Below are 26,601 nucleotides of genomic sequence, written 5' to 3' on the forward strand. Positions count from 1 at the left end.
GTTCCCTGCGAACGGGCAGGAGGCGAGACAGTGGCAGCTGGAAAGCCCGGCCTCGGGAGCCATGCGCAGGGGCCGCAGCCGACGTGGCCCGGTCTGTCGGCGGTCCCGGACGTGAAGCCGCGAGATGACGTGAAGCCGCGGGACGCGGAGACGGTGGCGGTGGCGCTCCAGCAGGTGACGACATGTCTGGGAGGCCTGGGGGCCGTTGTGCATCGACTCGATCCCGACGGCCACAGGCTGCTCCTGGTCGCCGCGGACGGGCCGGCCTCGGCCGCCGCGCAGGCGTGGGCGGAGCTGGGTGAGGAAGAGGAGGAGGCCCCTGTCCTCGCTCTTCGGCGTGGCGCCTACGCGTGGGTGGGCGGGGACAGTCTCGGAGTCGGAGCGGCCGGCACGGTGGCGATGCCCCTGGTCGGTACCGACGGGCCGATCGGTGCGCTGTCGGGGCTCGTGGCCGGGCCGGGTGAACCGGACGAGGTGCGGCGGTCGTTTCTGCGTACGGTGGCGCAGTGGGTCGGCACGGGCCTGATCGGCCCGCCAGGCACGCCACCCGGTCCGAGTGCTGTCTCCGCCGCCACGCGTTCCGTCCGGATGAGCGAGCTGACCGTCGCGCTCGCCGAGGCGATCACCACCCGGGACGTGGTCCGTGCCGTCGCGGACTACGTCCAGGCTCCGTTCGGCGCCGACGGGCTGGTCCTCGAGGTGCTCGAAGCCGGCTGGCTCCATGTGGTCGGTTCCGCCGGTTACCCGCGGGAATTCCTGCGCGTGCTCGAAGGAATCCCGCTCGAAGCCAATGAGACGGTCCACGACGTGGTGCGGACGCGCACTCCGCGGTTCATCGAGTCGCGAGCCGAGATCTACCAGCGCTATCCGGCGCTGCGGCCGGTGAACGAGCTGTCGCCGAAGGAGGCGTGGGCGTTCCTGCCCCTGATCGCCTCCGGGCGTGTCATCGGCCTGTGTGTCGTGTCCTTCAGTCAGCCGCGCACCTTCAGCGAAGGGGCGCGTATCTGGCTGATGGCGCTGAGCGGCCTGGTCGGCCAGGCGCTGGAGCGGGCCCGCCTGTACGACATGGAGCACGCCCGGGCTCGGGAACTGCAGCGCGGGCTGCTGCCGAGGGCCCTGCCCCGGCTGCCCGCCGCCTGCGCCGTCGCCCGCTATCTGCCGGCGGGCCAGGGCGAGGAGGTGGGCGGCGACTGGTACGACGTGATCCCGCTGCCGGCCGACCGGGTCGCCCTGGTGATCGGCGACGTGATGGGCCACGGCATCACGGAGGCGGCCACCATGGGGCGGCTGCGTACCGCGGTGCGCACGCTGGCCGACCTGGACATCCCGCCCGACGAGCTGTTCAGCCGCCTGAACGACCTGGTCAGCGACCTCGGCGAGGACACCTACGCCACGTGTCTGTACGCCGTCTTCGATCCGGTCGCCTGCACCTTCTCGTACTCCCTGGCCGGTCACCCTCCACCGGTCGTCGTCCACCCCGACGGCACCGTCCGCACGCCCGACGCGGCGCCCGACCCGCCGCTGGGCGCCGCCAAGCCCCCCTTCGGGCTCCACCGGCTGCACCTTCCGGACGGGAGCATGCTCGTGCTGTGCACCGACGGACTCGTCGAATCCGCCACCCGGGACGTGGACCAGGGAATGGCGCAGCTCCGGCAGATCCTCGCCGAGGCCGCGTCCCCCGCCGTACATTCCGCGGCAGCCGACGAGGATGACGACATCCGCTACCTGGAGGACCTGTGCGACAGGGTCGTCTCGGCACTGCTGCCCGACCGGGGGCAGATGAACGACGACGCGGGGCTGCTCATCGTCCGGGTCCGGCGCACCGCTCCCCGGGACGTCGTCTCCTGGAGTCTTCCGGTGGATCCCCGGGCCGCCGGGGAGGCACGGGACCACGTCCGCAAGCGGCTCGGCACCTGGGGTCTCGACGACCTGGTGCTCACCACCGAGTTGCTGGTGAGCGAACTGGTCGGCAACGTCGTCCGGCACGCCACGGGCCCGGTCCATCTGCGCATGCTGCGCAGCCGCACCCTGACCTGTGAGGTCTATGACGGCAGCCTCACCACTCCCCGCATCCGCCATCCCACCCACACCGACGAGGGCGGACGCGGCCTGCAACTCGTCGCCGCCCTCTCCCGGCGCTGGGGCGCCCGCTACCTCCAGGACGGCAAATGCATCTGGACCGAACAGGACCTGCCGGAACGGGTCGGCCACTGATCCGGTTGCGGGCTGCACCGTCTTCATTTGAGGTCGCGCAGGAACGCGGGGATCTCGTCGCGGGTCGGGTAGTTCGGCAGGGGGGCCGGCTTGCCCTGAAGGAACGCGGTGATGACGGCGGCGGCCCGGTCGTTGTTGTCGTCGAGGCCGTTCCACATGTGGTGTCCGACTCCTGGCAGGTACTGCGTGCGCTGGACGGCGGGGTCGTCGGCGAGGACGGTGGTCTCCCATTGACGGACCTGGGAGGAGCACTCGGCGATCATCAGCATCGCGGGGGTCCGGGATCGCCTCAGCCGCGGGGCGATGGAGGGTGAGTCCTTGACCGTCTGCTGGATGCGGAGGCTGGCGGCGGGGCTGAAGGAGAAGTTCTGTGCGGTGTCCTCGGCGGGGATGCGGTCCGCGTCGCGCGCGCAGTATCCGGATGCGGTGTCGCTGCCGAGGTCGGCGGCCGTGAACGCGTTGTCGCCTTCGGCCTGACCGATCAGTCCGGTGCCGGGGGTGAGGAGTCCGAGTCGCATGAGGCCGAACGCCACGGCGTACCGGGGGACGTGCGTCGATCGCGGTCCGGCCGGGGCCGGTGCGAGGCCGCGTGCGGACTTTCGGCCCCTGTGCCCGGTGATGTGTGCGGTGGGGCCGTCCATGGGGCCGGGCTCGGCGATGATCGCCCGGTGCAGGCGTGCGGCGACGCCCGGGTCGGCCAGGGCACGGGTGAGCACGGCCCCGCCCGAGGAGAATCCGAGGACGTCGACCTTGCCCCTGCCCAGGCGGTCGACGAAGGCGGCGAGGTCGCGGACCGACCTGGAGATCGTGTACCGGCCCATGGGGAGCAGGTCGCTTCGGCCGCCGCCGGCCTGTTCGTAGGCGTAGACGTCGTAGCCCCGGCGTGCCAGGAGTCGCAGGAACCGGTGGTCGAGCAGCGAGATGCCGCGGACCGGTCCGCCGTTGAGGTACACGAGCGGGACGGGACGGCGGGTGCCGGGGTTCGCGGGCGGGTAGTGGTACACCGCTACCCGGCTGCCCGTGGCCAGCCTCCAGTGCTGTGTGACCACGAAGGGCAGGGAGGGCGGGTACCGCCGGGCCGTCGGCACGGTCGGGATGCAGACCGTCGCTGTCAACGCCGCCGCGACGACCACCGGCAGGAACGGCACGAGCCGCGCCGGCCAGGTGCGGCGCCGGCCCCGCCACAGTGCGGCGACGGTTCCGACTCCAAGGGCCGGTAACCATGCGCCGAGCCCTGAGCCTGCCCCGTCCGTGAGGACGATCAGGACGAGGAAGACGCCGATCAGCGCTACGACGGCCGCAAGGGTCAGCAGCAAGCGTCCGGTGAAGTGGACGAGGCGTATGGCGGATGTGGGCACGGCGGACCTCCGACAGTTTCAGAACGGCGTTTCAAAACGACGTTATCAGAGGGGGTAGGCTGCTGGCCGTGGGTAGGCCGAGAACAAACGACGAGGCCGTCAAAGAGCGGCTTGTGGAGTGCGCGAGCGAGATGCTCGCCACCCGTCCGCGGGAGTCGGTCACGGTCCGCGCCGTGGCCGCCGCCGCCGAGGCGTCGACCACGGCGGTGTACTCCTTGTTCGGCGGTAAGGACGGGCTGATCGGTGCGGTGCGCGACAGAGCCGTCGCCGGCCTGTTCCAGGACTTGGCGGCGGTGCGGACCTCCGCGGACCCTCTCGCCGACCTCTACGCGCTGGCCGTCGCCTACCGTCGTTGGGGGCGCGGACACAGCCACCTCTACACGGTGCTGTTCGGTGGCGTGCAGTCCTTCGACCCGTCGGGGGAGGTCGGTGCCGGTGACCCGATCCGTCCGCTCCTGGCGGCGATCGACCGCGCCTTGACGGCGTCCGTCCTCGCCGGCGACGCGACCTCGATCGCCCTGTCGGTCTGGGGAACACTGCATGGGCTCGTGGCTCTCGAACTGGCCGGGGCCCTCGACGCCACCACGGCCGAGGCCGCGTTCCGCCCCACGATTCACGCCATGCTGCGCGGATGGACGACCCCGGAGTTGTTCCGCGGTCTCCGCGAAGCCGAACTCGCTCGGTGACGGGACCAGGGCCGTATCCGGGGTTTCACGGTCCTGGCCGAGGCGGTGGTGCGCGGTCGGCGAGGACCGGCATGCCAAGGTCTACCAGCCGCGGCCCCGGCCGCTCGACCTTGGCGGCGTGGGCGGCGAGTTCGGCCAGGTTCCGGGTGAGGGTCGGACCGGGCAGCAGTTCGCCGAAGCCGAAGTCGACGGCGGTGATCCCGGCGAGCGGGGCGAACCCGTCGCCGGTCCCGGCCGCGGTGTGCGCGGCATCGCTCATGCCGTCGGCACTCGTTCTGCCTAGGGGGCCGTGGCCGGCACGACGAGCGCGTCCAGGACGAGGGCGCCCGGTCCCCCGGCTCCGACCGGCCGTACCCGGACCGGGTTGAGGTCCAGCGAGTCCAACCCGTCCGCGTGGTCGCTCACCAGCCGCGACACCGCCAGCAGCAGTTCCACCAGCGCGTCGACGTCGCAGCGCGGGCGGCCGCGTACCCCGTCCAGCAGGGGCCACGCGCGCAGGCGCCGGAGCATCGCGTGAGCGCGCGGCGCGTCGAGGGGCAGCAGTTCCCGTTCCACGTCCTTGAGGACCTCGACGTGGATGCCGCCGAGCCCGACGGTGAGCAGATGCCCGAAGACCGGGTCGCGATGCACGCCGACCAGCATCTCCACGCCGTCGTCGGGTGCCATCCGTTCGACGAGCACCCCGTCCAGCACCGCGTCCGGGGCGCGGTCGGCGACCGAGCGGAGGATGCGCTCGCGCGCGGCCACCGCCTCCTCGGGGGTGGTGAGGCCCACCGCGACCGCGCCGGCTTCGGTCTTGTGCGGCAGGCCGGTGCTGACGCCTTTCAGTACGAGCGGACCGCCGAGCCGTGCCGCCGCGGCACGGGTGTCCTCCGCGTCGCGGGCGACGACGCCGTCGGGCACGGGGATTCCGTGGGCGGCCAGCCACGCTTTGGCCGCGGGTTCGGTGGTGACGTCGGGGAGAGGGGACGTGACCACCGAACCAGCGGTGCCCAGGGCGAGTGGTGCCGGGGCGGGCTCGCCGATGCGTGCCGCGAGCCAGGCGCCGTACCCGGCCCAGCGGGTGATCGCGAGCATGGCCTTGTCGAGGCTGTGGACCGGGGCCAGACCGCCCTCGGCCAGGACCTGGTGGCCGGGGCCGCGGCGGTCGCTCATCCACACCGGCAGCAGCGGGGTCGCGCTGTGCTGCTGCGCCTCGACCATGGCGTGGCAGCTCAGCGTGGACAGCTCGCCGTAGTCGAGCGGGATGGGCAGCAGGACCAGGTCGACCCCGGGATCGGCGGCGACGGCGCGCAGCGCCTGGTCGGTGAGGTCGGGGTCGGTGATGACCGTGGCGGTGGTGTCCACGGGGTTGCCGACGGCGGCGAAGTGGGGGAGTACCTCGCGCAGCCGGGCGGTGGTCTCCTCGGTGAACTCCGCCAGCTCCAGACCGGCCGCGCCGGCCAGGTCGGCGGCGAAGGCGAGGGCACCGCCGGACCCGCCGAAGACTGCGAGGCGCGGGGTGTGCGCGGGGGCGGGTGCCCGCGACAGCAGCCAGGCGACGTCGATCATCTCGTCGAGGTCCCCGGCCTCGACGATGCCGGCCCGCCGGAACGCCGTACTGGTGACGGCCGCCGAACCGGCCAGGGCCGCGGTGTGCGACCGCACGGCCCGCGCACCGAGTTCGGAGCGGCCGACCTTGAGAGCGACGACGGGCTTGCCCGCCTCCGCGGCGCTTTCGGCGGCGGCCAGGAGGCGACCGCCGTCCCGTATGCCCTCCAGGACGGTGAGGACGACCGAGATCCGCTCGTCCCCGGCCATGTGGTGGATGAAGTCCGGTACGTCGAGGTCGGCGGCGTTTCCCACGGACGCCCACAGGGCGGTGCCGACGCCGCGTTCCCCGGCCTGGATCAGGTTGCGGCCCAGTCCGCCGCCCTGGGTGGCGATACCGAGCGGGCCGGTGATCCTGTCGGTGGCGAAGGCGGGGGAGAAGCTCATGCCGACGCGGTCGGCGAGGTTGACCAGGCCGGGGCAGTTGGGCCCGTAGATCCGGGTGCCGCTGTCGGCGGCCAGTTCGCTGATGCGGCGCTGTACGGCCGCTCCGTCGTCGCCCGTCTCGCCGAACCCGGAGGAGAGGATGACGGCGAACGGGACCTTGCGCGCCGCGCACTGTTCCAGCGCGGGCAGCACGGCCGGGCCCGGGACGACGATCACCGCGACGTCGGGGGTCTCCGGCAGCGAGGCGAGGTCCGGGTGGCAGGGCAGTCCGTCGATGGTGTCGCGGCTCGGGTTGACCAGGTGGATGCGGTCCTCGTCGAGGGTGCGGGTGATCCGCAGGTTGGCCAGGGTGCGGTGGCCCATGCTGCCCGGGGTCGCGGAGGCACCGACCAGGGCGACGGAGCGGGGGCGTACCAGCCGTTCGAGATCGGGAAAGCTGTGGTTGTGCATGGTGCGGCTCCTTGCGCGGCGGGCGGCGGTCAGCGGATGGCGGAGATGCCGAGGAGCTCACGGCCGATGATGAGGGTCTGGACCTCGGTGGTGCCCTCGGGGATGGTGCCGCCGCGGGTGTCGCGGAAGATCCGCTCGATGGGGTACTCCTCGCTGTAGCCGATCGCGCCGTGCACCTGCAGGGCCATGTTCGCGACCTCGTGGGCGGCCTCGGTGGCGTAGAGCTTGGCGATCGAACCCTCCAGGCGGGCCGGACGCCCGGCGTCGAGGGCGGCGGCGGCCTGGTAGCACAGCGCGCGGGAGGCGTCGATGCGCATCTTCATGTCGACCAGGTGCTTCTGGATCAGCTGGAAGGAGCCGATGGGCCGGCCGAACTGCTCGCGCTTCCTGGCGTAGTCGAGGGTGAGGTCGAAGGCGCGCTGGGCGGTGCCGACCGCGCCCATGCCGACGTTGACGCGGGCCACACCGAGGCCGGTGAGGGTGGACCGCAGCGCGTCGCCCTGCTCGCCGAGCAGGTTCTCCCTGGGGATGCGCAGCCCGTCGAAGGTCAGCTCCGCGGTGCCGGTGCAGCGCAGCACCATCGTGTCGATCTTCCGTGACTCGAACGGCGTCTCGCGCCGGTCGACGAGGAAGAGGGACAGCCCGCCGTCGCAGTCGGGGCTGTAGGTGCGGGCCACCACGGTGCCGAAATCGCCGTCCGCGCCGCCGGTGATCCACATCTTCGAGCCGGTGATCACCCATTCGTCGCCGTCCAGCTCGGCCCGGGTGCGGACGGAGGAGACGTCGGAGCCGACGTCGGGCTCGGTGATGCCGTTGAACACCTTCGCGCGGCCCGCCAGCAGCGGCTCGAGATAGCGCCGCTTCTGTTCCTCGGTGCCGTAGCGGGAGAGACGCTCGACGGGGCCGTTGGAGATGTTGACCATGACGCGCAGCGAGGTCCAGGCCCAGCCCAGCTGCTCGATCATCATCGCCCAGGTCACCCGGTCGATCCCCAGGCCGCCCTCCTCCTCGGGAAGGTAGCCCCCGAAGTAGCCGAACCGGGCGAGGCCCGGAAGCAGCGAGTAGGGGATGGTCCGGCTCTTCTCGTGCTCGTCGACGACCGGCAGGACCTCCTGTTCCAGGAACCTGCGGATCGAGGCCCGCAGGTCCTGCTGCTCGGTGGTCAGATCGAAGTTCATCGGCTCCTCCTTGAGCTGTTCAGCTGTCCCGAGGACCGGGGTGCGCGTGACTCGGGCATCCGCGGTCTTCTCCGGTTCTTCTCCATGGCAGCATATTTGCTGTACGGTCAGCAAGGATCTTACGGAGGTTTCCATGACCGATCTTCTGGACATCAAGGGGCGCACCGCCTTCGTCACCGGTGCGGGGCAGGGCGTGGGGCGCCGTGTCGCCCTGCATTTCGCCGAGCACGGAGCCGGCGCCGTCGTCGTCAACGACTTCCGGCCGGAGCGTGCCGAGGCCGTCGCGGAGGAGGTGGAGAAGGCCGGAGCCAAGGCGCTCGCCGTCTCCGGTGACGTCAGCGACCTGGAGTCGGTGCGCGAGGGGGTGCGGCGGGCGCTGGCGGCGTTCGGCGGCGTCGACATCCTCGTCAACAACGCGGGCAACGCCGGTCCGAACCCGACCGAGGCCATGAACCGCCCGTTCTGGGAGCAGACCCCGCAGGAGTGGCAGGGCTACCTGGGCACGAACCTCTACGGCGTCCTCAACACGACCCACAGCGTGCTGCCGGGCATGATCGAGCGGCAGTACGGCCGGATCGTCAACGTCATCTCCGAGGCGGCCCGGCACGGCGAGCCGGGACGCGAGTGCTACTCCGCCGCCAAGGCCGGCGCCGCGGGCTTCACCCGGGCCGTCGCCGCGAGCGGCGGGCGCCACGGCGTTACCGCCAACTGCGTCTCGCTGGGCGCCACCTACACCCCGCGCACCGCGCAGGGGCTGGACAACGCGGAGCTGCTGAAGAAGGCGATGCAGAAGTACGTCGTCCGCCGCCCCGGCCGGCCCGAGGACGCCGCCAACATGATCCTCTTCCTGGCCTCCGACGCCGCGCCCTGGATCACCGGCCAGACCGTCCCGGTCAACGGCGGCTACACCTACTCCCTCTGAGCCCCGGGGAAGGAGGCATCATGACCCGCACCGTCACCACCGCCCCTACGGCCACGGCCACCGAGCCCGTGGTCCTCTCCGAGATCCGCGACCGCGTCGGCATCCTCACACTCAACCGGCCCAGGGTGCGCAACGCGCTCGACCTTCAGCTCCGCGAGGAGATGCAGCGGGTGCTGAAGGAGTTCGACGCCGACCCGGCGGTCCGGGCCGTCGTGCTCATGGGCGCGGGCGGCAGCTTCTGCTCCGGGCAGGACCTGAAGGCCGCCGCAGCGGGGGAGCCGATGTACCGCGACCGGGCGGCGCAGCAGTCGGCCTTCAACCGCACCTCCGTCCGCAAGCCGGTCATCGCCGCGGTGCAGGGCCACTGCCTGGCCGGAGGCTTCGAACTCGCCCTGTCCTGCGACCTGATCGTCGCCGACCGGGACGCCTCCTTCGGACTTCCGGAGGTCAGGCGCAACCTGGTCGCGGTCGGCGGCGGGCTCATCCGGCTCCCGCTGCGCATCCCGTACCACCGGGCGATGGAACTGGCGCTCACCGGAGAACCGGTCGGCGCCGAGAAGATGGCCGAATGGGGCGTCGTCTCCCGCGTCGTGGACCCGGGAACCGCGCCCGGGGCGGCCGTCGACCTCGGCCGGCTCATCGGCCGGAACGGCCCGACCGCCGTACGGGCCACGAAGGAGATCGTGCGCCGGGCCCACGCCTGGGGCAGCGAGGCCGACGCCTTCGACGCACAACTCGCGGCGGCCGAGCCGGCGTTCTCCTCCCCGGACCGCAAGGAGGGCGTCGCGGCCTTCCTGGAGAAGCGGGACCCGGTCTGGACCTGCGACTGAGGCGGGCGCACGCGACAGGCGGTCCAGGAATCTCCCGGACCGCCTGAGCTCTCCGTGCCGGAACGAGGCGCCGGGCACTTCCCCGAGCGTGCGCACCGAACCTCATAAACTTAGTGAACGGCCAGCAACTTCATGACTGGCTCTCCCCTGTGACAAGGAGCCCGGCATGCCCGCGACCCAGGCGGAGCGCAGCGACGCCTCCCGCCGCACCCTCGTCCAGACCACCATCGAGCTGCTGGCACGCGAGGGCTACCGCGCCGCATCCATCGTCCGCATCCAGGAGGCGTCCGGACTCAGCCGCGGCCTGGTCGGCTACCACTTCGGCTCCAAGCTCAAGCTGATGGAGGCCGTGGTCACCGAGATGCGCCGGGTGTTCGTCGAGGAGACCGAGGGCGAGGACGACGCGCGTGCCCTCACCGGCGCCCAGCGCATCGTCGGGTTCTTCGACTCCTACTTCACCCGGCTCGCCCGCAACCCGGACCCTGCCCGGGCCATGCTCGTCCTGGCCGTCGAGTCCGTCGCGAACGCGCCGGAGCTGAGGCCGCGCGTTCGGGAGGCGTACGCGGGCGTACGCGAAGGTCTCGCGGACCGGCTCCGCGCCGGGGTCGCGGACGGGAGTGTCCGTCCGAACCTGGACCCCGACGCGCATGCCGCCGTGCTGGAGGGGATGCTCCGGGGAATCGTGCTGGAACACTTCGTCGACCCGGACGGTTTCGACCTGGGCGCCGCGCACCGGGCCGCGGTGGCATCACTGGAGCACGACCTGACCGTACGGTGAGGCCGCGCGGCGCCGGCCGTCACCCGCGGCGGCGTGCGGACAGCCGCACCGGCAGCCCCGGGACCGCCGCCGAGAGGCGGTCGGGGACCCCGCGTCCGCACCGCACGGCCCGTGGAACCGCGGACACAACCGTCCGGCACCTCGCCGTATCGCCGGTCCGGCGCCCCGCCGTACCGCGCCGGTCGAGCGCGCGGTGCAACTCGTCTCCCCGCGCGACGACACCGGCCGTGTGCACCACCTCGTCCGGCACCAGGCGCGTCAACTCCGCCCAGCGACCCGGCGAGGAAGTCCGCGACAGCGCGTGCGGCCGGACGGCCAGGCCGCCGGAGGAGGCATCGGCGGCCACGTCCAGCCGGGCGGCCTCCAGCGACGGCGCGGACTTCACGCGCCCGGTGCTGCTCACGCGCCCGGTGCCGCGAGTACGTGGACCAGGCACACGGCGCCGATGCCGACCAGGTGCGCGAGTCCGAACCGTGCGCCCGGCTGTTGCCGGTCTCCGGCTTCCCCGCGCAGCTGGCGCACCACTTCCGCGATCTGACCGGCGCCGGTCGGCCCGATCGGATGGCCCATCGCCAGCAGCCCGCCGGACGGACTGACCGCCACCCGCCCGCCGATCGCGAACTCGCCGTCCTTGAGCCGGCCCGGTGCCTCGCCCTCCGGGCACAGGCCCATGGCCTCCACGTACTGCAACTCCTCGATGGCGAAGGCGTCGTGCAGTTCCACCACGTCCACCTGCCCGGCGCCGATCCCGGCCTCGGCCAGCGCCTGGGCGGTGGTGGCACGGGTGAGCTCGGCGTCGAAGCTCTTGCTGCCGTACAGCTCCTCGCTGCGCTGCGCCGAGGCCAGCACGCGCACCGCGCGCCCGGCGTCCACGCCCAGCCGTTCGACCGCCGCGGCGGAGGCGACCAGCACCGCCGAGGCGCCCTCTCCGACCGGGCAGCACCCCAGCCGGGTGATCGCCCCGGCGATCGGACGGTCCGCCAGCACCTCCTCCAGCGTCCGCTCGCGCTGCCGCTGGGCGTACGGATTGCGGGCGCCGTTGGCGTGGTTCTTGACCGCGACCCGGGCCAGGTCCTCCGGTCCGGCGCCGCGTTCGCGCAGGTACTCCTCGGCGAGCAGCGCGTAGTGCGCGGCGGGGAAGAGCAGGCCGTCCTCCGGCCGCCGCACTCCGGTGAGGTCCTCGGCGCGCGGGACGTTACGGGGCTTGTCGACACCGCAGGCCAGCGCCACGTCCGCGTATCCGGCGGCGACATCGCGCACGGCGAGCCGGAACGCGCTGGAGCTGGAGGCCGAGGCGTTCTCCACCTGGGTCATGGGGATGCCGGTGACGCCGAGATGGCGCAGCAGCGGGCGGGAGACGGCCATGCCGAGCCGGGTGGTGCCGGTGTAGGCGGCCTCGACCTCGGACCACTGGACGCCTGCGTCCGCGAGCGCGGCGCGTACCGCGGTCAGTCCGAGGCGTACGAAGCTGGTCTCGCTCTCGCGCTGGTAGCGGTGCAGTCCGACGCCGATGACGTACACCGGGCGCCGCTCGCTCAGCCGGCGGGCGTTCATGCGTCGGTCTCCTTCTCGGCATGCCGGACCGCGAAGGCGGGCCGGCCGTCGGCCGCCAGGTCCACGACGACCGGTGCCCCCGCGCGCAGTTCGGGGCCGTGCAGCAGGGCACGGACCACGGGTCCCTCGTCGAGCCGCACGCTGCCGAGGGTGAAGGGCGGCTCGACGGCGGGGGCGGGGTGGCGGTGGACGGTCGTCAGCGCGAGGACGACACCGCGTCCGCTGAGCTCGACCTCCTCCAGATCGAGGTCGTGCGCGCCGCAGCTCTCACAGCCGAAATCCTGCACGGGCACTGCTGCCCGGCCGCAGCGACGGCAGCGCAGGGCACGCAGCGGAAGGGCCGGCTCGGGCCCGGAGTCGTCCATGAGAAGTTCCCTTCGGCGGGGTGTGAGGCGACCACCGTAAACAACTTGCTGGACGTATAGCAAGTAAGTTTCTCGCGGATCGCTCGATCCGGCAGGGGGTTGCCATCCGAACTCTTCCGATATATCGTTGAGGCATCGCGAACGATACGCGACAGATCAACGATGGAATGGAGTGATGGAGATGCGTTCCCACGGATTCGAGCGTGGACATGGACAGGACCGTTCCCGCCCGCAGGGCGGCTTCGGTGGACGTGAGGGTCGCCGTGCGGCGTTCGGGCCCTTCGGTCCCGGCGGCCCCGGTGGGCCCGGTTTCGGGCCGGGGCACTGGGGGCCGCGAGGGCGCGGCGGCCCGAGGGGAAGGGCGCGGCGCGGTGATGTACGGGCCTCGATCCTGGCCCTGCTGAAGGACCGCCCGATGCACGGTTACGAGATGATCCAGGAGATCGCCGAGCGCAGCGGCGGTGCGTGGAAGCCCAGCCCCGGCTCGGTCTACCCCACCCTGCAGCTGCTGGAGGACGAGGGCCTGATCACCAGTGAGAGCGAGGGCGGCAAGAAGCTGTTCTCCCTCACCGGCAGCGGCCGTACCGCCGCCGACGAGGGCCCCGACGCCCCTTGGGAAGAGGCTTCCCGTGGGGTCGACTTCGAGGCGCTGAGCGAGATCCGGCAGGCCGGGTTCGGTCTGATGGAGGCCTTCGGGCAGGTCTGGAAGACCGGCAGCAAGGAACAGCGCGAGAAGGCGCTGGCCGTCATCAACGAGACCCGCAAGAAGCTGTACCTCATCCTCGCCGACGAGGACTGACCGCCGTACGGACGGAGATCGATCCCCGTCCGTACGCGGAACAGGGCGCCCCGTGGAGTGATCCGCGGGGCGCCCTGCCGTGTCCGCGGGGCCGGGTCCGGTCGCTCAGGCCACCAGTCCGCCCAGCTTGCGCAGCGACTCGTTGAGGGCCGCCGACGCCGAGTCCTTGAGCTTGCCCGCCATCAGCGACACGGCCGCGCCCGTGAACTCCCCGTCGATCCGCACCCCGGTCGCGTCCCCGTCCGGGGTCAGCGTGTAACGCGTCGCGACGGTCACCGCCATCGGGCCCTTGCCGCGGATCGCCAGCACTCGCGCCGGCTCCAGCTCCTCGATGGTCCACTCGACCTCCGCCGGGAAGCCCATCAGCTTCATGTTCTCCTGGAAGGTCCCGCCCACCGCGAGGGTCTCGGGGCCGCCCTTGGGGAAATTGGTGTGGGTGGCGTTCCACTCCCCGTACGCCGACCAGTCCGTGAGCTGTGCCCACACCTTCTCGGCCGGTGCCTGGATGCGTGCCTCCGCGCTGACTTCGGCCATGCGACCACCCCTTCGTATCACGCTACGGTGTCGCGGAACGTAGCCGCAGGGCCTCGAACATTCAATACTGATGAACCGTCAGGAAATGTGCGGATCCCGGGCCGAGGCCTGCCCTCAGTCCAGCCGCCGTATCTCCGCCGCGTCGAACAGGTCCCACGCGCGCGGGAACGCGCTCTCGTCGTGGCAGTGCCAGGCGTCCCAGAACAGGTCGGCGAGCAGCGCGTCCCGCGGGGCGTACACCCGGTACACGTACTGCCTGCCGTCGACGGCAGGCAGGGCGACCAGCCAGCATCCGCACCAGCTCTCCATGTCGGTGGGAGACGTGCGACCGGTGCGCGACGGTTGCGCGCGGGGCGCACAGCAAGGCGGCGCGCGCCCCTGTGGGGGAATCGGCCTGATCTCATCCGTAAGGAGGAGATTCCGTCCGAGGGTGTCCACTCTGCGTGGGACGCGGAAATGCTTCCCCTTGGCGATGACTCGAGCCCTTGAGATTGATGGGGTAGGGGATGTGCAACCCCGTATTCCCCGCCAGCCCGTCCAGGACCAGGGCAGTATCCACGCGGACGACGATGCCGGGCTCGGTGCCGAGCTGGCAGCGGTGGTCGCCGGTGCCCGCCGCAGGGCCGTGCGGGACGGGGACCGCCAGGTCGACACCGCCCATCTGCTGCACTCCCTGATCGAGTACGACCCCGAGGTCCGCGCCGCCATCGGAGACGCCCCGCAACTCGCCCGGCTGCTCGGCTACCTCGTGCAGCGCAGCATCGGCTACGGGCTGCGCTGGCAGAGCGGGGTCGAGGACTCCGGCGCGCTGCCGGTCGTCCCGGAGGCCGGGGGGAAGGGCGACGGCGCCCGGTCGCCGGTCGCCGCGGCCGCCCTGGAGTACGCCCGCAGCCGGGCCCGGCGTCGCGGCGCGGACCACGCAGCGGGCATCGACCTGCTCGCGGGCCTGGTCGTCGACCCGGAGTCCAGGGCCGTCGAGGTGCTGGAGCGGGCCGGTGTGGCCGCCCGTGACCTGGCCGTGCGGATCGACGGGGACGGCGCGGTGCGGGACCCCGGGGCGGAGCGCCGCACGTCCAGCCGTTGAGACAGGTGTCATGGGTGGTGACGCTCATGTCGTCCCCTGTCATCATGTGCCGGTGCGTACCACTGACAGCAGCCATGGAAAGGGCCTCGGGCTCTCCCTCGCCATCGGATCGGCGCTCGCCTTCGGCGGGTCCGGCGTCGCGGCCAAGCCCCTGATCGAGGCCGGGCTCGCGCCGCTGCACGTGGTGTGGCTGCGGGTGGCGGGTGCCGCGCTGGTGATGCTTCCGCTCGCCGTCCGCCACCGCGATCTGCCGCGCCGCCGGCCCGCGCTGCTCGCCGGGTTCGGTCTGCTCGCCGTCGCCGGCGTCCAGGCCTGCTACTTCGCCGCGATCTCCCGCATACCGGTGGGCGTGGCGCTGCTCGTGGAGTACCTCGCCCCCGCGCTGGTGCTCGGCTGGGTCCGCTTCGTGCAGCGGCGGCCGGTCACCCGAGCGGCCGCGCTCGGTGTCGTTCTCGCGGCCGGCGGTCTCGCGTGCGTCGTGGAGGTGTGGTCGGGGCTGAGCTTCGACGCGCTGGGGCTGGTGCTGGCGCTGGGGGCGGCGTGCTGCCAGGTGGGGTACTTCGTCCTGTCCGACCACGGCGGGGGCGACGGGGCGGATCCGCTCGGGGTCATCGCCTACGGGTTGCTGGTGGGGGCCGGGCTGCTGACGGTGGTGGCGCGGCCGTGGGAGATGGACTGGTCGGTGCTGGGGGGCTCCGCGCGGATGAACGGGGCAACGGTGCCGGCGGCTGTGTTGCTGGTGTGGATCGTGCTGGTCGCTACGGTCGTCGCGTACGTCACGGGTGTGGTGTCGGTTCGGCGGCTGTCTCCGCAGGTGGCGGGGGTTGTGGCGTGCCTGGAGGCGGTGGTGGCGAGTGTGCTGGCCTGGGTGCTGCTCGGGGAGCATCTGGCGGCGCCGCAGGTGGTGGGTGGGGTGATTGTGCTGGTCGGGGCGTTCATTGCGCAGTCTTCCGCACCTGCCAAGGGCTCGGTGGAGCCCTTGGCGCGTGGTGAGGGTGTTGTGCGGGAGCCGGCTGTCTGAGCGTTGTCGGCCGCCGGTGCGTTGTGGCTGGTCGCGCAGTTCCCCGCGCCCCTTACGGGGCGCTCTTCAGGTACGACGGCACCGCAACGTCCGTCGCCAGGTCTCCGTTCGCGATCGGAGTGTCGTACCCCTTGCGCAGCGGGACCACGCCCGCCCAGTAGGGGAGGTCCAGGTCCTCCGGGTCGTCGTTCGCGTCGCCCGTGCGGGTCTTGGCGGAGACCTCGGTCAGGTCGAGGCGGATCACCGCGGTCGCGGCCAGTTCCTTCTTGTCGGCCGGTCGGGAGTCCGCGGAGCGGCCCGGGATCACGTGGTCGACCAGGGCGTCCAGGGCGAGGCGCTTCTCCTCGGGGTCGGTGACCTGGTGGGCGACGCCGTGCACCACGACCGAGCGGTAGTTGATCGAGTGGTGGAAGGCGGAGCGGGCCAGCACGAGGCCGTCGACATGGGTGACCGTCACGCACACCGGGAGCCCGGGGTCGGTCTGCCCGCTCATCCGCAGGGGACGCGAGCCCGTCGAGCCGTGCAGGTACAGCACCTCGCCGACCCGGCCGAACAGCGTCGGCAGCACCACGGGTGAGCCGTCGCGCACGAAGCCGAGGTGGCAGACGTAGGCCTCGTCGAGGATCGAGTGCACCAGGTCCCTGTCGTACGACGCCCGCTCGGCGGAGCGCGTGGGAACGGTGCGGTCGGTCCTGGGGTAGGCGGTGGGCTGTGTCGGCACGGTCCCCTGTGTCGCCGTCTCCATTGCGATCTCCATTGCACTAGTGCATAATCTGCTTTGTGCTAGGAGAATACGCGATCGAAGGCCGTGGCGCAGCGGAGATTGCCGCCAGCGTCGAGCGCGCGGTGGGTTCCGGGGAGCTGGAGGCGGGGCAACTGCTGCCACCCATGCGGGAGTTGGCGACCCGCCTCGGGGTGAATCCCAATACGGTCGCGGCCGCGTACCGCACCCTGCGGGAGCGCGGGGTCATCGAGACCGCCGGTCGGCGGGGCAGCCGGATCCGCCCCAAGCCGGCGACGACCGGGCGCGACCAGGTCCGGGTGGTCGTGCCGGACGGGGTACGCGACCTGTCCGACGGCAACCCCGACACCGCGCTGCTCCCGCCCCTGGCGGAGGCGTTCGCCGCGGCCGCCGCGCAGACCGACCGCGAACCCGTGCTGTACGGGGACGATCCCGTCGAGCCGGAGCTGGCGCGCCTCGCCCGCGCCGCGATGGACGCCGACGGAGTGCCGGACGGTCCCGTCGCCGTCGCCTCCGGCTCGCTCGACGCCGTGGAGCGGGTCCTCATGGCGCATCTCAAGCCCGGCGACGCGGTCGCCGTGGAGGATCCCGGCTGGGGCAGCCTGCTGGATCTGGTCCCCGCGCTGGGGCTGCGCGCGGTCCCCGTCGGTGTCGACGACGAAGGACCGTGCCCCGACGACGTGCGGCGCGCGCTGGGCTCGGGCGCTCGGGCGCTGATCGTCACGGACCGGGCGCAGAACCCGACGGGCGCGGCCGTGACGGCTCCCCGGGCGCGGGAACTCCGGGCGGTGCTGCGGGATCACCCGGACGTGCTGCTGGTCGAGGACGACCACGGCCACGACATCGTCGAGGTGCCGCTGCACGCGCTGGCGGGGGTGACCCGGCACTGGGCCCTCGTGCGCTCCGTCGCCAAGGCGTGGGGGCCGGATCTGCGGCTCGCGGTGCTCACCGGGGACGCGGTCACCCTCGACCGGGTGCGCGGGCGGCAGCGGCTGGGCCCGGGCTGGGTGAGCCGGCTCGTCCAGCGGGCGGTGGTGCGGCTGTGGAGCGACGGCGCGGTGGACCCTCGCGAGGTGGCGGCGTCGTACCGGGCCCGCCGGGACGCCCTGATCCGGGAGCTGGCCGAGCGCGGCGTGGTGGCGCACGGCGTCAGCGGGATGAACGTGTGGGTGCCGGTCCCCGACGAGACGGGCGCGGTGGCCCGTCTCCTGCACGGGGGCTGGGCGGTCGCCCCGGGGGCCCGGTTCCGGCTGGGCTCGCCGCCCGGTGTCCGCGTCACGATCGCGACCCTGACCGCCGAGGAGACGGACCGGCTGGCGGAAGCGGTGGCGACGGCGATCGGGCCGGCCCGGGGCCGGATCCAGGCCTAGGTGTATTGCCCACAATCGTTGTTGACGGCGGGTTCGTGCGGGAGCAGGCCGTGAGGTGAAGGCGTCAACCACGGTCTGGGGAGCCAGAAATGACGAAGCGGCTGCCGTGTCCTCCCGCACCGGGTCCGCTGGAAGCGGATGCAGCCGGCTTCGAGGATCTCTTCCAGACGTTGGCCCAGCGGCGGGGGTTTCGGGAGTACCTGGCCGGCACCGAGCCCGTGGAGGGTGCCCAGCATGCGGCGGTACAGCGCCTGCAGTTCTTCCTGTCCGAGTCGACCTGGGACGGTGAGCAGGTCAAGGCCCGCCGCCTTGCGTTGTTGCTGGCCGACCCGGCCACTGTGCCGCATGAAGGAGGGGTGCTGGCCATCGACGATTCCGGTGATCGCAACTACGGCAGCGCGACCGCGCACGTGGGCAAGCGGTATCCCGGTTCGGTCGGGAAAATCGGCCGGGGCGTGGTCACGGTGACCATGTGCTGGGCCGACGAACGCCTCTACTACCCGCTGCATACGGTGCCCTACACGCCCGCCCACCACTTCCCAGGTGGGAAGAATGACCCGGCTTTCCGCACCAAGCTGCAGATCGGGGCCGGCCTGGCCCGCGCGGCGAAGACTGCCGGCGTGGTGTTCCGGGCGGTCGTCGCCGACTGCGCCTATGGCGACCACAACACCTTCCGCGTTGAACTGTCCAACGCCCGCTTGCCGTTCGTGATGGCCCTCAAACGCGGACACGGCACCTGGCAGTACAAAGACGCCTTCCGGCCCGTCGATGCCGCCCGCGGCCTCGCCTGGCACGGGCCCGTCAGCCGAGGCGGCGGCCCGGGCGGTGGCGGCGGCCGGGGAGGCGGACGCGGTGGTGCTGACGACGTACAACGTCACCGCGGCGAGTGCCCAGCGCGCCCTGGCGGACCGGGCAGCGGCGACGGGCCGGCCGGTGATCGCGGTGGCAGTCCGCAACCCATACGACGCCGCCCACCTCGCCTCCACCTGGCCTGGCCACCTATTCATGGTCCAGAGGCCGAACTGCGCGCCTCCGCACGGGTGATCGCGGGGACGGTACGCCCGGGACGGCTCCCGGTGCCGGTGCCACGGGCGGACGACCCGGCCCGCGAGCTCTACCCCCTCGGCCACGGGCTGACGTAACCCGGGCGGTCTCGTGCGTCAACCCGTGGGTTGACGCCGGGTATCAAACCAGGAGTCAACCCGCGGGCCGAGGCCGTGCGGCGCCGCGGGCGGCAAGCTCTTCCCCATGACGACGACTGACTACCTCATCTCCGCCGCCCTGATCCTTCTGGTGATTCCGCAGATGCGCGGCGGCCGTCTGACGCCCCGCACGCTCCTGCTGCCGCTGGTGTCCGTCAGCGCCGCGGCCGCGCACTACCTTCATTCCTTCCCGACCGAGGGCCACGACGTCCAGCTGGACCTCTTCGGCGTCACGATGGGCATAGTGCTGGGACTGGCCAGTGGACTGGCCACCCGCGTCAGCCTGACCGAGGACGGCGCCGCGTACTCCAAAGCCGGGTGGCTGGCCGCCCTTCTGTGGGTGCTGGGCATGGGCGCGCGCTCAGCCTTCGTGTACTGGGCCGAGCACAGCGGCGCTCACACCATGGCGCAGTTCAGCCGCGACAACCTGATCACCGGCACCGCCGCCTGGACCGCCGCGCTGCTGCTGATGGCCGTCACTCAGGTGGTGTGCCGCCTGGTGGTGGTGCGCGTCCGGGCCTACCGGCTTACCTCCCCCCTTGCCACCCCCGCCACGGCCTGAAGCGTGGCACCCAGCGGACCGCCGCTCGCAACACACTCCGCCCCGGCCCGGTTCCGCGTTCGCGGGCCCGGGCCGGGCTTTGCGATCAGCGGCGCAGCGCGCATCTATTCTTCAGAAGTGACGGACACACTTCAGCCGACGGGCCAGGTCAGTCCACGGCTGGCCGTGGCTCTTGCCAGTGCGCGGGAGCGACGCGAAGGCAGGGGCCGGCGTATGCAGCCCGTGTTGTGGGGGGTCATGGCCGCCGTCGCCGTTCAGTCCCTGCACGCTTCCCCCGCCCCCGGCGTCAGAGGCAGGCACCTGGCAGTCACCCTGGTGCTCGTCGGCTGTCTGCTGCCCATGGCCGCGGCCGCGTCGAACCTGTGGCCCCTCACCGGTCGCCCTGCCCGCTGCCTGGTGTTCTGCGTGCTGGTGGACGGCTTCGGGTTTACTCTGGGCATCCTGCAGCCCGGCTCGATGTCCACCCTGCCACCGTCCGTCGTGGTCCTGACGGCCTTCCTCATCCTGGAGCGACGGGCGGCCACCGTGCTCGCGGTCGTCGTCATGGGCTGTCTGACCGGCGCGGCGGCCGCCGGGTTGGACGGCGGTACCGACAACTTCCTGCATCAGGTCCTGTTCGGCGTCCTCCTGGCCGTCGTGGGCATGGTGGTGCGGCAGTCGATCATCAACGAGGTGGCCGTCACCGTGCTGCTGGCCCAGCTCGAGGACGCCCGGGAGGCGGAGACCGAGGCGGCGGCGCTGGCCGAACGCACCCGTATCGCCCAGGATCTGCACGACGTGCTCGCCCATACTCTGTCCGGACTGGCCGTGCAGATACAGGCCGCCCGGCGGATGGCCCGGCGCGACCAGGCGAGCGGGGATCTGCGGGGGCTGCTGGACCGGGCCGGTGAGCTGGTCAAGGAGGGTGTGGCCGATGCGCGCCGGGCTGTGCGGGCGCTGCGCGGCGAGCGTGTGCCCTCTCTCGAGCGGCTGCCCGAACTGGTCGAACGCTATCGGGTGGACCTGGAGCTCGACGTGACGCTGTCCGTGATGGGGCCGCACCGGGAGCTGCAGCCCGACGTTGGTGAAGCCCTGTACCGCGGTGTGCAGGAGGCGTTGACCAATACGGTCCGCTACGCACGCGACGCGCAGGCCACGGTGACGCTCGTCTATGAGCCCAGTGCCACCATCCTGACCGTCGAAGACCGCCGGACCGGGCCTGGACCGGTCCGGGCGGCACTGGTCGAAGGCTCCGGTCTGGGGCTGACCGGCATGCGCGAACGCGTGACCGGGGTCGGCGGCACCATGCACGCGGGGCCGACAGCGCACGGATGGGAAGTACGGATGGAGATACCCGCGTGACGGAGCCCGGCGAAACGGCATCTGACGGCGAGAAGATCAAAGTACTGGTCGCGGACGATCAGCAGATCGTACGCAAGGGCCTGGTCTTGCTGATCGGCATGCTGGACGGCATCGAGGTGGTCGGCGCAGCCCGTGACGGTGCGGAAGCGGTGCTGCTCGCCGGACAACAGGCCCCGGACGTAGTACTGATGGACCTGAACATGCCGGTCCTCAACGGTGTCGCGGCCACTGCGACACTGCGTGAGCAGGTACCCGGCTGCAAGGTACTCGTCCTGACCACTTACGCCGACGACGACTCCGTCTTCCCAGCACTGCAAGCGGGAGCGCGGGGCTATCTCACCAAGGACGCCGACGACGACGCGATCGAGGACGCCATCCGCAGCGTCCACGAAGGCCGTATCTGGCTCGATCCTGAGGTACAGGCCCGCCTGGTCACGGCCGTGCAGACCAGCGAGGTCGCACCGCCCGCCGCGCAGCGACAACAGGCCCACACGCCGCAAACTCCCGCACCTTCCGACGTTCTGACCCCGCGTGAGACCCAGGTACTCATCCTCATCGCCCGGGGCCTGTCCAACGCGGAGATCTGCGCCCGGCTCGTCGTCAGCCCGGCCACAGTGAAGACGCACATCAACCGCATCTTCACCAAGATCGGCGCAGCCGACCGTGCCCAGGCCGTCGGCTACGCCTATCGCAACAACCTGGTCGAGCCCTGGGACTAGGTGTATTGACCACGAGCGTTATTGACGGGGGGCATCTGCAGCGGCTACTGGCAAGTGAGGCCATCGAGATTTGCGGAATATCCAAGGGGCCGAGGGTGTGCCGAGAGGGTCCGATGAGACGGGGCCCCTGTCCGGCTCAGTCATGCCTGTCGCGTTCTCTCGGCTGGTCCTCACGTTTGCTTCTGAGGTCTAAGGCCGTCGAGGAGGATGTCCAGGAGCCGATCGGTTGTGACCGCGTGGCCAGACTGGTGCGCGACGGTGAAGATCCCGATCAGGCAGGCTGCAACCTCTTCGGCGGTGACATCGGGCCGGAGATCCCCCGCAGTGCGCCCTGCGTCGAGGATCGTTGATATCGCGTTCAGAAGCTCGTCCCTGGTTTGGGCGTGACCGACCGCGCCGGACTCGATCAGGGTCGGGAGGGTGTCGAGCATGCCGTTCTTCGTCGCGATCCAGTTGCCGAAGAGGTCCATCCAGCGGCGCATCGCAACGGCCGGAGCCACGTCGGCGAGCAAGTCCCGCGCGCCGCTCGTCAGGCGGATGACCTGGTCGCGGTAGACGGCCTCCACGAGGGACTCGCGGGTCGGGAAGTGACGGTAGAGCGTTGCGATGCCGACGCTGGCCTCGCGGGCGATAGCACGCATGGACGTCTCGGCGTCAGGCGAGGCGAGCACGCGCGTGGCGACTTCAAGCAGTTGTTCGCGGTTGCGGGCGGCGTCGGCCCGCGTCGCCCGCGGCTTTGAACTCGTCAAACGGATCACGCTCCGGTTATGCTGGATTCCATAACCGGAGCATAGTCCGTTTTAGGTGACTCCAGGAATCACGAGGGAGCGAGCAAGACATGCAGCAACGCGGTGACGCACTCCGAGTCGGTGCGAGCAGGGCTGTCCTGCTTGATTCGTTCGGCGGCCCGGAGGTCATGGCCCTCAAGGAGGTGCCTGAACCTCAGGCGGGCGATGGGCAGATCCGCGTCCGCGTGTCGGCAGCCGGGCTGAACCCGATGGACTGGTTCATGACCTCCGACGCCGAGACCGCGGCGCGGTTCGGCCTGAGCCTGCCCTGCGGGTTCGGGACCGACTACGCCGGAGTCGTCGACCAGGTCGGCGCCGGCGCCAGCGGCTACACGGTCGGCGACCGCGTGTTCGGGGCGGCCCTGTCCCGGGCGGTCGCCGACTACGTTGTCCTCGACGCGAACGGGAACATCGCGAGCGGCATCGCCCACCACACTCCGGATGGCGTCGACGACCGCACGGCCGCCACGCTCTCGATCGCGGGCAGCACCGCGTCCGCCGCTCTCGACGTCCTTGGCCTCGGCCCGGACGACACGGTGCTGGTCGGCGGCGCGGGCGGCGGGGTCGGCGTGTTCGCAGTCCAGCTGGCGCGGATCGCGGGTGCGCGCGTCATCGGGACCGGCTCGCCGTCATCGGCGGAGTATCTGCGCAGCCTCGGCGCAGAACCGGTCGCCTACGGAGAGGGCCTGGCCGACAGGGTCCGGAACCTCGGTGCGGGCTCTGTCACCGCTGCGCTGGACCTGCACGGGACGGACACGGTGCACGTCGCTCGCGAGCTGGAAGTTCCGGATGACCGCATCTGCACAATTGCGGGCCAGGTCGACGGCGTTCCCGCCGCCAACGGCGCCAACGCCGCGCCCGACGCGCTCGAGAACATCGCGCGCCTTGTCGCGGCCGGCCGTCTGCCTGTACCCATCGCAGCGACCTACCCAGTCGAAGATATCCGCGCGGCCGTCGAGCTCCAGGCGGCCCGACACGTCCGCGGCAAGGTCGTCATCGACCTCTTGCCTCAGCCCTGACAGCGCGTGCCCAGCCCAGGATCGGCCGACGCGGCACGCAGACACCCCCTTGGCCCCGTCCCCTGCAGAGGTCCTCGTGCCCCACCCCAATGCCCGGCTGACCGTTCACGGCAGACGGCTCCTGGTCGACCGGGTCCGCTCTGGCCGCCCTGTCGCGCATGTGGCCGACGAAATGGGCCTCTCCCGCGCCACAGCCCACAAGTGGGTGCGCCGCTGGCGAGCCGAGGGCGACGCGGGCCTGTACGACCGCACAAGCCGCCCCTTGACCACCCCGCACCGCACCTCGGCCGACCTCGAAGCCCAGATTTGTGCACAGCGGCGCGAGCGGAAACTGGGGCCCGCCCGGATCGGCCCGATTCTGGGCGTACCCGCCTCGACAGTCCACCGTGTCCTGACCCGCTACGGCATGAACCGGCTCCGCTGGATGGACCGGCCCACCGGCCAGGTCATCCGCCGCTACGAACGCGAACGGCCCGGCGAGCTCATCCATGTCGACATTAAGAAGCTCGGCAACATCCCCGACGGCGGCGGCCACCGCATCATGCCGCGCCAGCAGGGCATCGCCAACCGGCAGGCCGCCACCGGTGTCCGCAGGAACGGGCATCCCGTGATCGGCTACAGCTTCGTCCACACCGCTATCGACGACCACTCCCGGCTCGCCTACAGCGAGGTCCTGACGAACGAACGCAAGGAAACCGCCGCGGCGTTCTGGCTGCGCGCGAACGCCTTCTTCATGGCACACGGCATCAACGTCGAGCGAGTCCTGACCGACAACGGTTCCTGCTACAGGTCCAGGCTGTTCGCCCAGACTTTGAGCACCGCAGGCATCGCCCACAAGCGCACCCGGCCGTATCGCCCGCAGACGAACGGCAAGGTTGAGCGGCTGAGTCGCACCCTGCTCGAGGAGTGGGCGTACGTGCGCCCGTACTCCAGCAACGCCGAGCGGACCGAGGCCCTGGCGGACTTCCTCCATACCTACAACCACCACCGGTGCCACACCGCACTCGGCGGGCAGCCACCCATAAGCCGAGTCAACAACCCTCCGGGTCAATACACCTAGACGCTCCGCCGGATGTGCGGCGACTTGTTGTCGTGGCTCGTCTGCGGCGCCGTCGTGGCTGGTCGCGCGCACGCGGCGGTAGCCGCACATCGATACCGCCCCGCGCCCCTTAGGGGCGCTTCTTCACCTGGGTGAGTGCGGCGCCCGCGAGGACGATCACCGCCCCGACCGGTGTGCTCCACCGCAGCGACTCGCCCAGCACGGCGACCCCCGCCGCAGTGGCGATCACCGGAATGAAGTACGTCACCATCTGGGCGGTGGTCGGCCCCACCTCGGCGACCAGCCCGTACTGGACGAGCACCGCAAGCCCCGTCCCCAACGCCCCCAGCGCGGCGATCGCCAGCAGCGGAACCCACGAGACGTGTCCCGGGACCGACGTGAACAGCGGTGTCACCACGGCCAGTTGGACCGTCGCCAGCAACAGCTGCGCCCCGGTCATGGACAGATGCGACTCACCCGTGCCCGCCAGCGTCCGCCGGACGTAGATCCAGCCGATCGGATAGCTCAGCGACGCCAGCAGCGCCATCAGTGTCCCGGTGACATCCAGCCCGTGGAAACCCTCCCAGGCTCCCAGCACCGTCAGCACCCCGAGAAAGCCCAGGCCGAGGCCGGCGACGCGCACCCGGGTCGGCCGGTCCTCCGACAGGGCCACCAGCGACAACGCCATCCCCCACAGCGGCGAGGTCGCGTTGCAGATCCCGGCCAGGGTGGAGGGGATCGTCAGTTCCGAGTAGGCGAAGAGGGAGAACGGCAGCGCGTTCAGCAGGAACGCGGCGACGGCCAGATGGCCCCAGGTGCGGGCCCCGCGCGGCAGCCGCTCCCGCTTCCAGGCCAGCGCCGCCGCCAGGACCGCCGTACCGAACACCAGCCTCCCCAGCGTGACCTGGAAGGGTGCGTACCCCTCCGTCCCCACCTTGATGAACAGGAAGCTGAAGCCCCAGATCAGTGAGAGGACGCCGAAGCGGAGGCGCCAGTCGAGGCGGGGGCGGGAACGGTCGGCGCCGAGCGTCTTCTCGCCGGTCGCGGTGGTCACGGTGCTCATGCCCTCCACCCTGCGGGAGCCGACCGCGTAGCACAATCGAGATTTCTCGCCCAGTACCTCTTAGAATCGCTTACATGTTGAACTTGGAGCGCCTGCGCACCCTCGACGCCCTCGCCCGGCACGGCTCGGTCAGCGGGGCCGCCGAGGCCCTGCACGTCACGACGTCGGCCGTCTCGCAGCAGATGGGCAAGCTGGAGCGCGAGGTGGACCAGCAGCTCCTGGCCAGGAACGGCCGAGGGGTCCGGCTCACCGACGCCGGGCGGCTGCTCGCCGAGCACGCGTCCCGGATCCTCTCCCAGGTGGAGCTGGCCCAGTCCGACCTGGAGGCGCACCGGGGTCAGGTCGTCGGCGAGCTCAGACTGTCGGCGTTCCCGACGGCCGCCCGCGGCCTGTTCCCGACCGCGCTGGCCGAGCTGCGCGCCCGGCATCCGGCGCTGCGCGTCCGCTCCAGCGAGCTGGAACCGGAGAAGGGCATCGCCGGGGTCGTCCGCGGCGACCTCGACCTGGCCATCGTCCTGGACTGGTACAACAAGCCGATGCCGCTGCCCGACGGACTCGTCAAGGCACCCCTTCTCGACGACCCCGCGGACGTGGCCATGCCGGTCTCGCACCGGCTCGCCGGCCGCGCGGAGGTCGACCTGGGGGAGTTCGTCGAGGACGAGTGGATCACCTGGGGCGAGGGCGAGTTCTGCCACGAGTGGCTGATGTTCACGCTGCGCTCGCGGGGCGTCGAACCGATCGTCGGTCACCGCGCGGGCGAGACGCACACCCAGCTCAACCTGGTCGCCGCCGGGTTGGGGGTGTGCATCGCCCCGGTCCTGGGGCGTCACCCGGTGCCGGAGGGCGTCGCCACGGTCCCGCTCAAGCAGGGGGTGCGCCGCCATGTGTACGTCGTCTGGCGGGCCGACGCCGACCGCCGCCCCTCGATCCGGGCGGCGGTGCAGGCCCTGCGTGGCGCGGCCGAGGCGTTTGCCTGAACTTCTCGAACTGCCGGAACTTCTCGAAC

General features: G+C 71.6%; 27 protein-coding genes and 2 pseudogenes. 17 read left to right on the forward strand and 12 right to left on the reverse strand.

What is annotated here, in order from left to right; genetic code table 11:
• The first annotated feature begins 111 nt into the window (after positions 1-111).
• Complete coding sequence (locus tag AB0D85_RS36215; protein ID WP_362329741.1) at positions 112-2,214, forward strand: SpoIIE family protein phosphatase; 2,103 nt, start codon at positions 112-114, stop codon at positions 2,212-2,214.
• Between the two features lie 23 nt (positions 2,215-2,237).
• Here AB0D85_RS36215 and AB0D85_RS36220 read toward each other — a convergent pair whose 3' ends face one another.
• Positions 2,238-3,572 carry an alpha/beta fold hydrolase gene (locus AB0D85_RS36220; protein ID WP_362329744.1) on the reverse strand — a complete coding sequence of 445 codons (1,335 nt, stop codon included), beginning with the start codon at positions 3,570-3,572 and terminating at the stop codon, positions 2,238-2,240.
• Positions 3,573-3,640: 68 nt separating this feature from the next.
• Between AB0D85_RS36220 and AB0D85_RS36225 the strand changes: the two genes are divergently transcribed.
• Positions 3,641-4,258 (forward strand): TetR-like C-terminal domain-containing protein, encoded by a 618-nt coding sequence (locus AB0D85_RS36225; protein ID WP_362329747.1) that lies wholly within the window; start codon positions 3,641-3,643, stop codon positions 4,256-4,258.
• A gap of 25 nt (positions 4,259-4,283) precedes the next feature.
• On the opposite strand, the gene AB0D85_RS36230 is transcribed toward AB0D85_RS36225, so the two are convergent.
• The 3 genes from AB0D85_RS36230 to AB0D85_RS36240 are packed head-to-tail and all read right to left on the reverse strand — an operon-like array spanning position 4,284 to position 7,863.
• Positions 4,284-4,517, reverse strand: coding sequence for a hypothetical protein (locus AB0D85_RS36230; RefSeq protein WP_362329751.1), 234 nt, complete (start codon positions 4,515-4,517; stop codon positions 4,284-4,286).
• 20 nt (positions 4,518-4,537) lie between these two features.
• Entirely contained in the window at positions 4,538-6,685 is a 2,148-nt protein-coding gene (locus tag AB0D85_RS36235; RefSeq protein ID WP_362329754.1) for an acetate--CoA ligase family protein, read from the reverse strand.
• Positions 6,686-6,714: 29 nt separating this feature from the next.
• A complete protein-coding gene (locus tag AB0D85_RS36240; protein ID WP_362329757.1) occupies positions 6,715-7,863 on the reverse strand; it encodes an acyl-CoA dehydrogenase in 1,149 nt (382 codons plus the stop codon).
• 133 nt (positions 7,864-7,996) lie between these two features.
• Between AB0D85_RS36240 and AB0D85_RS36245 the strand changes: the two genes are divergently transcribed.
• The 3 genes from AB0D85_RS36245 to AB0D85_RS36255 all read left to right on the forward strand — a co-directional run bounded on the left by AB0D85_RS36245 (position 7,997) and on the right by AB0D85_RS36255 (position 10,393).
• Positions 7,997-8,785, forward strand: a complete 789-nt coding sequence (locus tag AB0D85_RS36245; RefSeq protein ID WP_362329760.1) for an SDR family NAD(P)-dependent oxidoreductase — start codon at positions 7,997-7,999, stop codon at positions 8,783-8,785.
• Positions 8,786-8,805: 20 nt separating this feature from the next.
• On the forward strand, positions 8,806-9,615 hold the full coding sequence (locus AB0D85_RS36250; RefSeq protein ID WP_362329763.1) for a crotonase/enoyl-CoA hydratase family protein: 810 nt from the start codon (positions 8,806-8,808) through the stop codon (positions 9,613-9,615).
• Positions 9,616-9,781: 166 nt separating this feature from the next.
• The gene (locus AB0D85_RS36255) at positions 9,782-10,393 is read left to right on the forward strand and encodes a TetR/AcrR family transcriptional regulator (protein ID WP_362329766.1); all 612 of its coding nucleotides are present in this window, start codon (positions 9,782-9,784) and stop codon (positions 10,391-10,393) included.
• A 19-nt stretch (positions 10,394-10,412) separates the two neighbouring features.
• Here the strand turns inward: AB0D85_RS36255 and AB0D85_RS36260 are convergent, their stop codons facing one another.
• Genes AB0D85_RS36260 through AB0D85_RS36270 form a run of 3 tightly spaced genes read right to left on the reverse strand, consistent with a single transcriptional unit; the run spans position 10,413 to position 12,312 of the window.
• A complete protein-coding gene (locus tag AB0D85_RS36260; RefSeq protein WP_362329769.1) occupies positions 10,413-10,796 on the reverse strand; it encodes a hypothetical protein in 384 nt (127 codons plus the stop codon).
• A complete protein-coding gene (locus AB0D85_RS36265) occupies positions 10,793-11,947 on the reverse strand; it encodes a thiolase family protein (protein WP_362329772.1) in 1,155 nt (384 codons plus the stop codon). The genes AB0D85_RS36260 and AB0D85_RS36265 overlap by 4 nt, the downstream gene beginning before the upstream one ends.
• Positions 11,944-12,312: an OB-fold domain-containing protein gene (locus AB0D85_RS36270; protein ID WP_362329776.1), complete on the reverse strand. Its 369-nt coding sequence runs from the start codon at positions 12,310-12,312 to the stop codon at positions 11,944-11,946. Before AB0D85_RS36270 ends, AB0D85_RS36265 begins: the two co-directional genes overlap by 4 nt.
• 181 nt (positions 12,313-12,493) lie before the next feature.
• On the opposite strand from AB0D85_RS36270, the gene AB0D85_RS36275 reads away from it, so the two are divergent.
• Positions 12,494-13,111, forward strand: a complete 618-nt coding sequence (locus AB0D85_RS36275; RefSeq protein WP_362329779.1) for a PadR family transcriptional regulator — start codon at positions 12,494-12,496, stop codon at positions 13,109-13,111.
• 105 nt (positions 13,112-13,216) lie between these two features.
• On the opposite strand, the gene AB0D85_RS36280 is transcribed toward AB0D85_RS36275, so the two are convergent.
• Positions 13,217-13,645, reverse strand: coding sequence for an SRPBCC family protein (locus tag AB0D85_RS36280; protein ID WP_362329782.1), 429 nt, complete (start codon positions 13,643-13,645; stop codon positions 13,217-13,219).
• A 114-nt stretch (positions 13,646-13,759) separates the two neighbouring features.
• A complete protein-coding gene (locus tag AB0D85_RS36285) occupies positions 13,760-13,954 on the reverse strand; it encodes a hypothetical protein (RefSeq protein ID WP_362329785.1) in 195 nt (64 codons plus the stop codon).
• A 199-nt stretch (positions 13,955-14,153) separates the two neighbouring features.
• Here AB0D85_RS36285 and AB0D85_RS36290 point away from each other — a divergent pair, with 199 nt between their 5' ends.
• Both AB0D85_RS36290 and AB0D85_RS36295 read left to right on the forward strand, forming a co-directional pair.
• On the forward strand, positions 14,154-14,729 hold the full coding sequence (locus tag AB0D85_RS36290; protein WP_362329788.1) for a Clp protease N-terminal domain-containing protein: 576 nt from the start codon (positions 14,154-14,156) through the stop codon (positions 14,727-14,729).
• A gap of 46 nt (positions 14,730-14,775) precedes the next feature.
• Positions 14,776-15,750: an EamA family transporter gene (locus AB0D85_RS36295; protein WP_362329791.1), complete on the forward strand. Its 975-nt coding sequence runs from the start codon at positions 14,776-14,778 to the stop codon at positions 15,748-15,750.
• Between the two features lie 52 nt (positions 15,751-15,802).
• Here AB0D85_RS36295 and AB0D85_RS36300 read toward each other — a convergent pair whose 3' ends face one another.
• Positions 15,803-16,495 carry a pyridoxamine 5'-phosphate oxidase family protein gene (locus AB0D85_RS36300; protein ID WP_362329794.1) on the reverse strand — a complete coding sequence of 231 codons (693 nt, stop codon included), beginning with the start codon at positions 16,493-16,495 and terminating at the stop codon, positions 15,803-15,805.
• Between the two features lie 35 nt (positions 16,496-16,530).
• On the opposite strand from AB0D85_RS36300, the gene AB0D85_RS36305 reads away from it, so the two are divergent.
• The 6 genes and pseudogenes from AB0D85_RS36305 (at position 16,531) to AB0D85_RS36330 (ending at position 21,686) form a co-directional block, all read left to right on the forward strand.
• Positions 16,531-17,862, forward strand: a complete 1,332-nt coding sequence (locus tag AB0D85_RS36305) for an aminotransferase class I/II-fold pyridoxal phosphate-dependent enzyme (RefSeq protein WP_362329797.1) — start codon at positions 16,531-16,533, stop codon at positions 17,860-17,862.
• 89 nt (positions 17,863-17,951) lie between these two features.
• Positions 17,952-18,608 (forward strand): annotated as a pseudogene (locus AB0D85_RS36310) (transposase); the annotation flags it as partial.
• Between the two features lie 31 nt (positions 18,609-18,639).
• Positions 18,640-19,004, forward strand: a pseudogene (locus AB0D85_RS36315) (glycoside hydrolase family 3 C-terminal domain-containing protein); the annotation flags it as partial.
• A 106-nt stretch (positions 19,005-19,110) separates the two neighbouring features.
• The gene (locus tag AB0D85_RS36320) at positions 19,111-19,626 is read left to right on the forward strand and encodes a hypothetical protein (RefSeq protein ID WP_362329800.1); all 516 of its coding nucleotides are present in this window, start codon (positions 19,111-19,113) and stop codon (positions 19,624-19,626) included.
• A gap of 213 nt (positions 19,627-19,839) precedes the next feature.
• Positions 19,840-20,967 (forward strand): histidine kinase, encoded by a 1,128-nt coding sequence (locus AB0D85_RS36325; RefSeq protein WP_362329803.1) that lies wholly within the window; start codon positions 19,840-19,842, stop codon positions 20,965-20,967.
• Entirely contained in the window at positions 20,964-21,686 is a 723-nt protein-coding gene (locus AB0D85_RS36330; RefSeq protein ID WP_362329806.1) for a response regulator transcription factor, read from the forward strand. Before AB0D85_RS36325 ends, AB0D85_RS36330 begins: the two co-directional genes overlap by 4 nt.
• 170 nt (positions 21,687-21,856) lie before the next feature.
• Here the strand turns inward: AB0D85_RS36330 and AB0D85_RS36335 are convergent, their stop codons facing one another.
• Positions 21,857-22,444 carry a TetR/AcrR family transcriptional regulator gene (locus tag AB0D85_RS36335; protein ID WP_362329809.1) on the reverse strand — a complete coding sequence of 196 codons (588 nt, stop codon included), beginning with the start codon at positions 22,442-22,444 and terminating at the stop codon, positions 21,857-21,859.
• Positions 22,445-22,524: 80 nt separating this feature from the next.
• Here AB0D85_RS36335 and AB0D85_RS36340 point away from each other — a divergent pair, with 80 nt between their 5' ends.
• Both AB0D85_RS36340 and AB0D85_RS36345 read left to right on the forward strand, forming a co-directional pair.
• Positions 22,525-23,493, forward strand: coding sequence for an NADP-dependent oxidoreductase (locus AB0D85_RS36340; RefSeq protein ID WP_362329812.1), 969 nt, complete (start codon positions 22,525-22,527; stop codon positions 23,491-23,493).
• Between the two features lie 76 nt (positions 23,494-23,569).
• Positions 23,570-24,553: an IS481 family transposase gene (locus tag AB0D85_RS36345; protein ID WP_362329815.1), complete on the forward strand. Its 984-nt coding sequence runs from the start codon at positions 23,570-23,572 to the stop codon at positions 24,551-24,553.
• Between the two features lie 109 nt (positions 24,554-24,662).
• Here the strand turns inward: AB0D85_RS36345 and AB0D85_RS36350 are convergent, their stop codons facing one another.
• Positions 24,663-25,595: a DMT family transporter gene (locus AB0D85_RS36350; RefSeq protein WP_362329818.1), complete on the reverse strand. Its 933-nt coding sequence runs from the start codon at positions 25,593-25,595 to the stop codon at positions 24,663-24,665.
• Between the two features lie 74 nt (positions 25,596-25,669).
• Here AB0D85_RS36350 and AB0D85_RS36355 point away from each other — a divergent pair, with 74 nt between their 5' ends.
• Positions 25,670-26,572 carry a LysR family transcriptional regulator gene (locus AB0D85_RS36355; RefSeq protein WP_362329821.1) on the forward strand — a complete coding sequence of 301 codons (903 nt, stop codon included), beginning with the start codon at positions 25,670-25,672 and terminating at the stop codon, positions 26,570-26,572.
• Positions 26,573-26,601 lie beyond the last annotated feature (29 nt).

The sequence above is a fragment of the Streptomyces sp. NPDC048277 genome, from assembly GCF_040652235.1.
GTDB lineage: Bacteria > Actinomycetota > Actinomycetes > Streptomycetales > Streptomycetaceae > Streptomyces.

Coding starts and splice junctions, on each gene's coding strand:
- AB0D85_RS36230 (WP_362329751.1), bottom strand. CDS start 4,517: ATGAGCGATGCCGCGCACACCGCGGCCGGGACCGGCGACGGGTTCGCC.
- AB0D85_RS36235 (WP_362329754.1), bottom strand. CDS start 6,685: ATGCACAACCACAGCTTTCCCGATCTCGAACGGCTGGTACGCCCCCGC.
- AB0D85_RS36240 (WP_362329757.1), bottom strand. CDS start 7,863: ATGAACTTCGATCTGACCACCGAGCAGCAGGACCTGCGGGCCTCGATC.
- AB0D85_RS36245 (WP_362329760.1), top strand. CDS start 7,997: ATGACCGATCTTCTGGACATCAAGGGGCGCACCGCCTTCGTCACCGGT.
- AB0D85_RS36250 (WP_362329763.1), top strand. CDS start 8,806: ATGACCCGCACCGTCACCACCGCCCCTACGGCCACGGCCACCGAGCCC.
- AB0D85_RS36255 (WP_362329766.1), top strand. CDS start 9,782: ATGCCCGCGACCCAGGCGGAGCGCAGCGACGCCTCCCGCCGCACCCTC.
- AB0D85_RS36265 (WP_362329772.1), bottom strand. CDS start 11,947: ATGAACGCCCGCCGGCTGAGCGAGCGGCGCCCGGTGTACGTCATCGGC.
- AB0D85_RS36270 (WP_362329776.1), bottom strand. CDS start 12,312: ATGGACGACTCCGGGCCCGAGCCGGCCCTTCCGCTGCGTGCCCTGCGC.
- AB0D85_RS36275 (WP_362329779.1), top strand. CDS start 12,494: ATGCGTTCCCACGGATTCGAGCGTGGACATGGACAGGACCGTTCCCGC.
- AB0D85_RS36280 (WP_362329782.1), bottom strand. CDS start 13,645: ATGGCCGAAGTCAGCGCGGAGGCACGCATCCAGGCACCGGCCGAGAAG.
- AB0D85_RS36285 (WP_362329785.1), bottom strand. CDS start 13,954: ATGGAGAGCTGGTGCGGATGCTGGCTGGTCGCCCTGCCTGCCGTCGAC.
- AB0D85_RS36300 (WP_362329794.1), bottom strand. CDS start 16,495: ATGGAGACGGCGACACAGGGGACCGTGCCGACACAGCCCACCGCCTAC.
- AB0D85_RS36320 (WP_362329800.1), top strand. CDS start 19,111: ATGACGACGACTGACTACCTCATCTCCGCCGCCCTGATCCTTCTGGTG.
- AB0D85_RS36325 (WP_362329803.1), top strand. CDS start 19,840: ATGCAGCCCGTGTTGTGGGGGGTCATGGCCGCCGTCGCCGTTCAGTCC.
- AB0D85_RS36340 (WP_362329812.1), top strand. CDS start 22,525: ATGCAGCAACGCGGTGACGCACTCCGAGTCGGTGCGAGCAGGGCTGTC.
- AB0D85_RS36350 (WP_362329818.1), bottom strand. CDS start 25,595: ATGAGCACCGTGACCACCGCGACCGGCGAGAAGACGCTCGGCGCCGAC.
- AB0D85_RS36355 (WP_362329821.1), top strand. CDS start 25,670: ATGTTGAACTTGGAGCGCCTGCGCACCCTCGACGCCCTCGCCCGGCAC.